The following is a 10,516-nucleotide window of genomic DNA, read 5'->3' as shown; positions in this document are numbered from 1 at the left end:
GCTTGTGTCGGGCGTGAGGCCTTCGTAGATGAAAGCGGTAATTGCCGGTGTCGAAGGTGTAGAAGGTGACGACGGCGTATCGGGCGCCGTGTTGGCCGGCGTGCCATTACCGGAATCAGGGGAGTTATTCGATGTCTTCGCATCATCTCCGCCACAAGCCGCCAGCGCAAAGGCGGCGTATATGACTGGCATCGACCATTTAAGCATCCAGACCCGTGAGCTACTCATTTGCAAACACCCCTTTGTTTTTAATACTTGCAATTGGTTTAGTACCGACGCAAACGGATTACCGGTCGGTCGACTGATCGGCAGACGCGAGACATGATGGCGAAGTCGTTGAACCCGCTGCACCATGGGTATCGAGCCGGTTGACTACCGGTTCCAGTGGCGCAGTGGTTTTCTCACCTGATGAATCAGGCGAAGGAATGGTAGCAGTTGCCTAATTGATGAATTTGCCTGAACGTCCCGATTGCTTGCCTGCGCGTCTCAATTGAATGAGAGTGAGTCGGCACGACCATCAGAAGCTGACGAACGTCCTGCTGAGTGTTTCAAGCCGGCCGCGGGCGTCGTAGCTCCATCAGCCAAGGTCATGCGCATCCGCTTGACGAGGCCGATGAAGCTGCTGCCTCAACGCATAAGCGGCCACGACAGCCGCTATAAACCCCGATGCAGCACCAACGCCTAGCGACCAGCGCGGGCCGGGATGGTCCGCAATCCAGCCAACGATGGGCGCGCCGATCGGCGTGCCCCCGAGCGCAATGCCAAGACGCAGCGCCATCACACGTCCCCGCATGGCGGGTTCGGTCGAGAGCTGCATCAGCGTGTTGGTGGCGTTGGTGAAGGTCAGGGCCGCTACGCCGATCACGACCAGCGCCGCCGCGAACAGCCAGTAATTCGGTGCGATGGCCGCGAGCGTGCAGCCGAACCCGAACGTCAGGGCGCCGATCAGCAGCGATGTGAATTGCGGTTTGCCGCGGCGGGCGGCGAGGAGAGCGCCCGCGACCGTGCCAACCGCCATGATCGATGACAGGAGACCATAGCCACGCGCATCGGTATGAAAGACGCCGACCGCCATGGTCGAGATGAAGATCGGGAAGTTCAGTCCGAACGTGCCGATCAGGAACAGCATGACCAGGATCGCCTTGAGGTCCGGCCGGGACCATACATAGCGAAACCCTTCGGTGAAGCTGCCCTTGGTGCGGCGAGCCCTCGCATTCGCCCGCAACTCGGAGACGCGGAACAACGACAGGGAGGCCAGCACCGCGATAAAACTCACGCCGTTGATCATGAACGCCCAGCCGGTGCCGACCGAAGCGATGACCAGACCGGCAACCGCCGGCCCGATCATCCGCGCGGCGTTGAACGAAGTCGAATTGAGCGCGACCGCGTTCGACAGATCCTCGTCGCCGACCAGTTCCGCCACGAAGGTCTGGCGCACGGGTGCATCGAATGCTGCCGCGCAGCCCGACAGGAAGGCGAACACATAGACGTGCCAGAGCTGGACGATGCCCGTGACGGTGAGCAAACCCAGCGCCAGGGCGAGCGTGCCCATGGCTGCCTGCGTAGCAACCAGCAGCTTGCGCTGGTTGTAGTGATCGGCAGCGAAGCCCGTCCAGGGCAGCAACAGAAGCTGCGGCCCGAACTGGAGCGCCATGACCACGCCCACGGCCGACGCATTGTGATGCGTGAGCTGGGTGAGCACGAGCCAGTCCTGAGCCGTGCGCTGCATCCAGGTTCCGACATTGGAAACAAGCGCGCCGGCCGCCCACACCCGATAGTTGTAGCTCCTCAGCGACCGAAATGTGCCGGTTGCCAAAGCGGTCATGAACGCTCTGGACTATCACCGCCGTGCAGGCGGCCAAAGAGCCGCGCGCACAGCAATCCCATGGCCAGGATGCCGAGCCCGAAAGCAAGGGCATCGCTCGTGATCTTCAGTTCGAAATCGCCGACGCGGCAGACGAGCACATACCCGAGGACGATATTGAAGAAGCCCCAGAGCACGTTCACGGTAGACGATGAAAGCCCTTGCCCCGGCGGTTTGGCGAACGGGCTCTGGAACGGCTCTCCTTTCACGCCGCTGACGAGATGCGGCACGGCGTTGATGAGAAAAACGCCGCCAAAGAAGTAGGAGACAAGCTGCAGCCATTCCATGTTCAGTTCCTCGTTCCAAGCAGGTCGATGATGTTCTGGGCCGTGCCGGTTTCGCCCAGCCTCGGGAAGACGTTCCTGATGCTGTAGTCGTGCGCCTCGGAACGTGAATCCGTCATCGCGTCGATGGCGAGCGTCACGTTGAACCCGTGCTCATAAGCCTGGCGGGCGGTCGATTCGACGCCGGTCCCGGTAGCGACACCCGTGACGACGACCTGGGTCACGCCCAGCGCCTTCAGCCGCTCCCCGAGATCGGTGCTCGCGAACGCACCCCAGGTCCGCTTTGTCACGACGATGTCTCCGGGCTGCTGGCCGAGTTCGTCGATCAGGTCGGTCCACCCGGCCGGAAACGTTCTGCTGTGGCGCGGCTGCTCGGTGCGCCCCGGCGCTCCACCCGCGACGTTGACCAGCACGACGGTCAGGCCGCGTTCACGAAACGCGTGGAGCAGGGCACACGAGCGCTCCACGACCTTGTCGATTGGATGGCTGAAAGGGGAGCCGACAAGACCTTTTTGCAGATCGACGACGATAAGGGCGGTGTTCGGATCGAGCGTGGTAACGGCCATGGTTTTCCTGAAAGGTCTGGGACTCGCTCAGAAGTCGGCGAGCCGCTGCAGCAGTTTCACTGCGGCCGCGAGTGCGTCCTGTTCCTGTGGCGAGAGTTGTGCCTGCAAAGCGCGGAGCAGCCAGTCTTCTCTGGCAGCACGGCTGGCCTTGATGGTTTTTCGGAAGGCGGGAGTCAGGTCGATCAGCGTTTTTCGTCCATCGGCTGGATCGGCCTTGCCACTGATGGCCCCGATGGCCTCCAGGCCGGCCACTGTGACGCGCATGGACTGCGGACGCACGCTTTCCGCACGGGCAAGAGCGGAGACGGTTGCGGGCCCGTCGCGATCCAGACGATGGAGGACCGATTTCTGGGCGGAGGTGAAGTCGCCCGGATGCGCTTGCTCACGCAACCGTCGAATGAGTTTTCCAACAGAAATGCGCAGCTCACCGGCAAGAGCGGCCGACTTGAGAGTCTCAGGCTTGGGTGATTGTTTGACCATGTGCAGACGATAACATACATACAGCCAAACTGTACAGTTTGGCTGTATGTATCGCTTCATTGCCGACTGCTGGGCCCATGCGGTTCGTCGTGCAGCGAATGCTGGTGCCAGACTTTCCCGACCAGCCACTGAAATATCGATTGATGAGTTTCGTGGTCTTCGGGAATCGGTGTCGTCAATTTCCCGAGCCTGTCCTGACGGGAAGCCAGAAGCTGGCACATCTGCCTGGCAACCTCCGGATGGTCCTTGAGGAAAGCTGTCATGTCCTCCTTGCCCAACTGATACAGCACGGAGGGCGTGAGTGTGGAGACGGACACGCGCATGGGAAGTCCTGCAAGCAGACCTGCCTCTCCGAATGCTTCGCCCGGACCCACTCGCGCGATCTCGCGCTCGCCTGACGGTTCGGTGAATTTGACGGAGAGAACCCCCGACGCGACGATAGACAGACTATCGGGCACTGTATCGGGCGCGGATATCACCTGATGTTCCTGATATTCATGACGTGAAAGTCGTGTGGCGAGCCGCTTTACTTCATCCCCAGTCAGACTTTCGAACAGGCTCACGCGTTTGAGCAGCGCTTCTTTTGCGTCATGGGTGCTTTCGACCGGCGCAGGGACGCCGAGCGCGCGCATGGGAATGGCTGACGAAGCAAGATGCCGGTAGCAAAGGTCGAACAATTCGTTGGACGCGGCGAGTTTCTTGTCCATGTTGTCGACAAACGCAACCACCTCGTATTGCACCGAGTTCACTGTAGTGCGCTTCATGTGGGCATAAGGCGCAGGCGCGTTCAGGATGATGTCGCAGCCGGTGAGTGCGCGGCGCAGCGCTTCGAGCACTGTCCGTGGCCGCGCTTCGGGAGCGATTTCAAGCACAAGCGACAGCCCGTGGACATTGGCCGGCCTGCTGTTATTCGAAATCTTGCCCTTCGATGCAACCGCGTTCGGCACGATCAGCGTATTTCCCTGGCCTGTCAGCAAGTGAGTGGCGCGCCAGTTCATTTCGACGACCCTGCCTTCCACGTCATCGATCATGACCCAGTCGCCGACCGAGTACGGCTCCGTGGTGTTCAACACAATGCCCGCGAACACGTCGCTCAGCGTGCTCTGGATCGCCAGACCCAGGACGATGGCAAGCGCCCCGGATGTGGCGACCAGTCCACGCACCGGCAACGCGAGCACAAAACCGAGGGCGGCCACGACCGCGGCCAGGAAGACCACGGCGCCGAACACGTCCGAAAAGAGCCGCTGCTTTCGCCAGGTGCTTGGCAATAAAAGCGTGTCGAGGGAAAGGGTAAGCAGCCGTGCGCCCATCAGCCACCAGATTATTTCGACGATCTGGCCCAGCCAGTGGAGCTCGGGCGCGGCGGCATCCGGAGCTTGCGTGAAGGGGTTCAGGCCTGACGAGAAGAGCACCGCGCTCAGCGCGCTAAAGAGCGTGAGCCGTATGAACAGCCGTATGAGCTCGTTGGGAGGCACCCGCAGCCGCCATACGACGACATCCAGAGCGACGATACCGAATCCAAGGATCAACGGGTATTTCACAGGCGCTCCGCCATGAGATAGCTTCAAGAGGACCGATATAGGCACGCGAATGGTATTTCGGCCGTGCGCAGCAGGACACCCGGCAGCCGGGTGCGCCAATTCTGCGGCTCCTGATGGGGCCGCGCAACTGTCCTTTTTTGCACTGCGTGCGATCTCGAGCCGTAGCTCAGCGGAGAGGATAGTGCAGATGCCGCCCGCACTCGGCGCGGGACGGCGAAAGAATTATCGAACCGGTTTGGCGCGAGTGCTGAGGAAGGCGGAGGCGATGGAGAATGCTCCCGGACGGAAGACTCGTGAAATCAGCCTGCTTCGGGACCGGCCGGCGGCGGGCCGGAACGGCTTTCGCTGACCGCGCCCCGTGCCCGTAAAACCGCCGGCGCTCCGCTCACGCCACCCGCTTGCTTCTCCGATACTGATCGAACAACACTGCCAGCAGCAGAATCCCGCCGCGAATCAGGTACTGATAAAAGGTCGGCACATTCATGAGGCTCATTGCATCCTGCACCGAGCCCATGATCAGCACGCCGACCAGCACGCCGGAGATCGTGGCCACGCCACCGGTCAGCGACACGCCGCCAAGCACGCAAGCCGATATCACCCCGAGTTCCAGCCCGACCGACGTCTTGGGGTCTCCAAGACTCATCCGCGATGCCAGCATGACACCCGCGAACCCTGTCACGAGCCCTTGCAGCACGAACACCGTGATCTTGATGCGCATGACCGGCAGACCTGCGAGCAGCGCCGCTTCGCTATTGCCGCCCACCGCCAGCACGTTCTTGCCGAACACCGTCTTCTTCAGCAGAAAACCAAACAGCAAGAAGCCGACGATGTTCGACCAGATCGGAAAGGAAATGCCGAGGAACGATCCGCCGCCGAGATCGAAGAAACGTTCTTCGGAGATCATCACGGCATCGCCGTTCGACGTGATGTAGGCAAGTCCGCGAACCACCTCCATCATTGCCAGCGTGACGATCAGCGAGTTGATCTTCCAGCGTGCAATCAGCACGCCGTTCACGAGTCCGACTGCACCGCCTGCGAGCACGCCGCCGGCGATCCCCAGCGTGACGCTATGCGTGGACGTGATCAGCGTGGACGCCACCACCCCGGCAAACGCCACGATCGAGGCCACCGACAAATCCACTTCGCCGAGCGCGAGCACGAACATCATGGTGACGGAGATCGAACCGATCAACGTGACCGACAACAGCAAGCCCTGGATATTGCGCGAGCTGATGAAACCCGGGACGGTGAAGGCCAGCGTCACGAACAGGATCACGAACACCATGACGATGCCCGACTTGTTGATGAGGTCCCATGTCCGCGCGGCGCGAGCACGCGAGCCCGTGCTTTGAGCGGGATTCGACTGATTGGTGACGGGGGTAATTTCCATGATGTCTCTTTCGTTCGCAGCGCGTTGAACGTTCTGCGGGTGTTATCGGTGATGAAGGTGAATCAGCCGGGCAGGGCGAGCTTGATGAGTTGATCGGGCGTCGCCTGCGCCTTGGGCAGGTTGCCGACGATCTTTCCTTCGCGCATCACCATCACGCGATCCGCCACGCCAATGACCTCGGCCAGATCGCTCGATACCACGATGACCGTGCGCCCCGCTTCCGCAAGCCCGTATAACAGGCCGTAGATTTCGCTACGGGCGCCGACATCGATACCGCGTGTCGGCTCGTCCATCAGGAACACATCGATCTCTTCGGCGAGCCAGCGCGAAAGAATGACCTTCTGCTGATTGCCGCCGGAAAGCGTGCCAATAGGCGTGTTGCCGTTGCGCGTCTTGATGGCGAGCTTCGCGATGTAGTCGGTCGTAGTCGCGGCTTCCTTGCGGCTGTTCAGGATGTTGAACGGGCTGAAGTGCCGGCGGCAGCTCATGTTCAAATTGTCGGAAACCGAAGCGATCGAAACGATGCCTTCCTGCTTGCGATCTTCCGGACACAGCGCCACGCCCGCGCGCACGGCGTCGCGCGGCGATCTGAACTTGCGTTTCGATCCCTTGAGCACGATCTGCCCCGACACGGGTTTGACCGCGCCGTAGATCAGCTTCATCAGCTCGGAACGGCCCGCGCCAACGAGCCCGAAGAAGCCGACTATTTCGCCCTTGCGCACGCTGAACGACGCCGGTTCCGCCAGACCCGGACCCATCAGCGCCTGCACATCGAGCTGCACATCGCCTATGTCGCGTGCACGGTAGCCGTACACGTCGTGAATGGAGCGTCCGACCATGCAACTGATCAGGCGATCGCGTTCGAGTCCGTCGACTTCCTCGAAGGTCTCGATGCGCCGGCCATCGCGAAACACCGTCACGCGATCGCAAAGCGCATAGACCTCGTCCATGCGGTGCGTCACGTAGATGATCGCGCGTCCCTCGCTTTTGAGCGCGCGAATGATCTTGAACAGTTGCTCCGTCTCGCGCGATGACAATGAACTCGTGGGTTCATCGAACGCGATCACGCGTGCGTTGCGCATCAGCGCCTTGCCGATCTCGATCATCTGGCGTTGCCCGATCGACAAGTGCTTGACCTGCATGTTCGGATCGATCTTTTCACCCAGCCGGTCCAGCTCGGAGATTGCGCGCTTGACCAGCGCCTTTTCGTCGAGCATGCCGAAGCGGTTCGGCATTGCGCCAAGCATCAGGTTCTCGGCCACGGTCAGTTCCGGGACGAGATGCAGCTCCTGATAGATGATCGCGATGCCCGCCTCAATGGCGGCCTTGGTGGTCGTGAACTGCTGCTCGACGCCGTCGAGCGACAAGCTTCCACCGCTTGTCGAATTCACGCCCGACAGCACTTTGAGCAACGTCGACTTGCCCGCGCCGTTCTCGCCCATCAGCCCGTGGACTTCGCCCGTGCGCACGCCGAGCGACACGGAGTCGAGCGCAAGCACGCCGGGAAAACGCACGGTGATGTTATCGAGCAGGAGATAAGGCGCGGCCGTGGCCACTGCGGTATCCATCATTGAGCGTTCCTTGGTTGAAAACTGAAGCGGGCGTCATGACGTGCATGACATGCACGACGCCCGCGGCCAAACGCTCAGATACCCAGTTCCTTGCGCACGTCCTGCCAGTTGCTGCGAACCATCAGCTTGCCGGTGGTTTGCGTATCGGCGGGCGGCTGCTTGCCGTTCTTGATCCAGTCGACGAGGTTTTGCGTGCTGTCCTTGCCATGGTTTGTCGAGCTCACGGCAATGGTGCCGTAGAAGCCCGTTTGTTCCTTCTTCTGGAATTCGGCGAACGCTTCACCCGCGCCGTTGATGCCCACGCCGATCACATCCGCCGACGCAATATGCAGTTGTTCGGTCGCGCGCACGGCGCCGAGCACGGTCTCTTCATTGATCGCGTAGATCACCCATTTCTTGATGTTCGGATGCTGCGACAAGACCGGCGATGCCGCGTTGAAACCGCCTTCGTCGTCCGTCGTCTTTTGCGGGGCATCGAAGATATTTTCTTTCTTGAAGCCGCTCGCCACCAGCGTCTGCGTGGCGCCGTCGGTGCGTTGCTTCGCCGTCGGGAGTTCGTAATCCGTGATGCGCAGCGCGCCCACTTCCTCGGGCTTCCAGCCGCGCTTTTTCATTTCGTCCGAGATGGCGGTGCCGACCTGATTGCCGATCTTGAATGCGGACATGCCGAGGTGCGGGACGTTCGGCAGCGGCTTGCCGGTCGAGTCGACCAGTTGGTCATCGACCGTCACGAACTTCATGTTGTAGCGCTTCGCGCGGGCCTGGATGGCCGGTCCGAGACGCACGTCGGGCGCGCAGATCACGAAGCCTTGAGCGCCCTGCGCGCCAAGGTTATCGATGGCGGACAGCACCTTCTCGCCATCCGGCGTGCCGATGTTCACTACCGAGAATTTTTCCTTTTGTCCAAGCGCGGATGCCGCTTTTTGCTCGTTGATGAACCATGCCTGTTCGGGCATCTTGACGAGGAAACCGACCTTCAGCGGTTCGTCGGCATGAGCGGACATCTGCGGAGCGAACGTGATGCCGAGCGTGGCTGCGGCAATGGCGGACAAGGTCAAACGACGAAGCTTGAGGTTCATGAGGGCGTCTCCTGGTTGAATTGAGGCTGCATGACTCAAGTGACATGCAGCGAAGCGCAGGCTTGCAGCCCGTTCGCCTCTTCTTGCGGTATTGCGGGTCAAGCGTTGTCCGCCAGGCAGGCGGGTTTGTTGTACGGCCGTAATGTGCGCGAGGCAGGTCGCGTCTTGTCGGGTCAGTCCTCATGCGCTCGCAAACTCGCCCCCAGGCTTGCCGCAAGCGCAAAAGACGCAGTCTCAGGTTCTTAAAGTTTGACTGCATCTTAAGGAAGCGGCCGATTCCTTTCCAATCAGTTTTTTGACGATACCGATATCAAATCCGGTATGTCCGCGATGCTCCTACATTCTGGGATGGAAGCTTGCTCAAGCTGGCCTCAGCCGGTCAGGATCGGCTACGATTGGCGATCGTAAAAACTTGCCGCAGGCGCATTGCATGGCCCAAAACTATTCGAACATCACCGTGCGCACGCGCCTCAAGACGCGGCAACTGCTTCTTCTTGCGGCAATGGAGGAGGAGGGCAACGTGCGCCGCGCAGCCGAGATCCTCGGCATGACGCAACCGGCGGCATCGCGATTATTGAAGGAACTGGAGGATGTGCTGGGAGTGCGGCTCTTCGACCGCACGCCGCATGGCATGCATCCCACGCTGTACGGCGAAGTAATGATCCGGCACGCGCGCATGGTCCTGTCGAACCTGAGCCAGGCGCATGACGAAATCGCCGCATTGCGCGCGGGTCTCGTGGGGCAAGTCCAGATCGGCGCAATCGCCGCCGCCGCCGCGACGATGGTGCCGCTCGCCATCGCACGCGTGAAGGCGAGCTATCCGCAGTTGCAGATCTGGCTGCAGGTGGAGACATCGGACGTGATGTTGCCGCTCGTGGCCCAGGGACATCTCGACATCATGGTTGGCCGCGTGCTCGAGCGGCAGGGCCAGTTCAAGGATGCGGTGCGTTACGAGCCTATCGCCGAGGAACCGCTTTGCGTGGTCGTGCGTCCCGGGCATCCGCTCGCGAGCGCAAGCGGGCTGACCATGGCTGACATTGTCGGCGAGGGCTGGGTCTTGCATCCCCCGGGCAGCGTCTTGCGGCATCGGTTCGACATGGTGTTTTCGCAGATCGGTCTCGCCGCGCCGGATAACGTGGTGAACACGAACAACATCGTCGCGATCTCGGGCATCCTGCTGCAAAGCGACATGCTTGCCGTGATGCCGGAAGAGGTCGCGCGGCAATACGAGGAGTTTGGCACGCTGAAGCGTCTTGCTATCGAATTGCCTTGCCGCATGGACGCGTTCGGAATCATCACCCGGCAAACGCGCTTGTTGTCGCCGGCGGCGACCGTCGTTTTGCGTGCATTGCACGATGCCGCGCTGGAGGTTTATGGCGCGCGGGTGGACGCTATTGCCTGACGCAAACGCCTGAAATAAGGCCCTGGGCACGCCATCTGCTCTTGCAATCCCTAAACGGATTCTGGAGAGAAGATCATGTTCAGCTTTAGCGAAAGCATATACCGCGGTTATCGGATCACGGCCTGGGCGCAAAGCGCCCTGGATCTCACCGATAGCGCCAAGCCCACGAGCTTCGTCGCACGTGCTGTCGTGGCCGGGACCGCGGCGGCGGTGATGGACTACCGCTTGCCGGTTCCCGGTCTCGACGCGGCAGCGTTCGCGCAACCGGCGGCGGCCCGGCACCGGGCTGAAGCAGCCGCACGGGCCTATATCGATGAACTGCGCCGCAACGAGGAAGCG

At 61.2% G+C, this 10,516-nt stretch carries 11 protein-coding genes; 2 read left to right on the top strand and 9 right to left on the bottom strand.

Annotated features, from left to right (window positions below; all coding sequences use genetic code 11):
• From ACFFAR_RS14045 to ACFFAR_RS14005, 9 genes are all read right to left on the bottom strand, one after another.
• A partial coding sequence (locus tag ACFFAR_RS14045) for a hypothetical protein (RefSeq protein WP_375508026.1) occupies positions 1-354 on the bottom strand: 354 nt, incomplete at its 3' end.
• 223 nt (positions 355-577) lie between these two features.
• Entirely contained in the window at positions 578-1,825 is a 1,248-nt protein-coding gene (locus tag ACFFAR_RS14040) for an MFS transporter (protein ID WP_174348220.1), read from the bottom strand.
• A complete protein-coding gene (locus ACFFAR_RS14035; RefSeq protein WP_174348219.1) occupies positions 1,822-2,151 on the bottom strand; it encodes a hypothetical protein in 330 nt (109 codons plus the stop codon). Before ACFFAR_RS14035 ends, ACFFAR_RS14040 begins: the two co-directional genes overlap by 4 nt.
• 2 nt (positions 2,152-2,153) lie before the next feature.
• On the bottom strand, positions 2,154-2,714 hold the full coding sequence (locus ACFFAR_RS14030) for an isochorismatase family protein (protein WP_174348218.1): 561 nt from the start codon (positions 2,712-2,714) through the stop codon (positions 2,154-2,156).
• 27 nt (positions 2,715-2,741) lie between these two features.
• Complete coding sequence (locus ACFFAR_RS14025) at positions 2,742-3,194, bottom strand: MarR family winged helix-turn-helix transcriptional regulator (RefSeq protein ID WP_375508025.1); 453 nt, start codon at positions 3,192-3,194, stop codon at positions 2,742-2,744.
• 56 nt (positions 3,195-3,250) lie between these two features.
• Entirely contained in the window at positions 3,251-4,735 is a 1,485-nt protein-coding gene (locus tag ACFFAR_RS14020; protein ID WP_086380402.1) for a mechanosensitive ion channel family protein, read from the bottom strand.
• A gap of 385 nt (positions 4,736-5,120) precedes the next feature.
• Positions 5,121-6,125, bottom strand: a complete 1,005-nt coding sequence (gene araH, locus ACFFAR_RS14015; RefSeq protein WP_062001582.1) for an L-arabinose ABC transporter permease AraH — start codon at positions 6,123-6,125, stop codon at positions 5,121-5,123.
• A gap of 62 nt (positions 6,126-6,187) precedes the next feature.
• Entirely contained in the window at positions 6,188-7,696 is a 1,509-nt protein-coding gene (araG, locus tag ACFFAR_RS14010; protein WP_174363599.1) for an L-arabinose ABC transporter ATP-binding protein AraG, read from the bottom strand.
• A gap of 74 nt (positions 7,697-7,770) precedes the next feature.
• On the bottom strand, positions 7,771-8,775 hold the full coding sequence (locus ACFFAR_RS14005) for a substrate-binding domain-containing protein (RefSeq protein WP_174363598.1): 1,005 nt from the start codon (positions 8,773-8,775) through the stop codon (positions 7,771-7,773).
• Between the two features lie 430 nt (positions 8,776-9,205).
• Between ACFFAR_RS14005 and ACFFAR_RS14000 the strand changes: the two genes are divergently transcribed.
• Complete coding sequence (locus ACFFAR_RS14000; RefSeq protein ID WP_174363597.1) at positions 9,206-10,177, top strand: LysR substrate-binding domain-containing protein; 972 nt, start codon at positions 9,206-9,208, stop codon at positions 10,175-10,177.
• A gap of 75 nt (positions 10,178-10,252) precedes the next feature.
• A partial coding sequence (locus ACFFAR_RS13995; RefSeq protein ID WP_375508024.1) for a hypothetical protein occupies positions 10,253-10,516 on the top strand: 264 nt, incomplete at its 3' end.

The sequence above is a fragment of the uncultured Caballeronia sp. genome, assembly GCF_964243625.1.
Lineage (GTDB): Bacteria > Pseudomonadota > Gammaproteobacteria > Burkholderiales > Burkholderiaceae > Caballeronia.
This window is presented reverse-complemented; position numbering and strand designations above follow the sequence as displayed.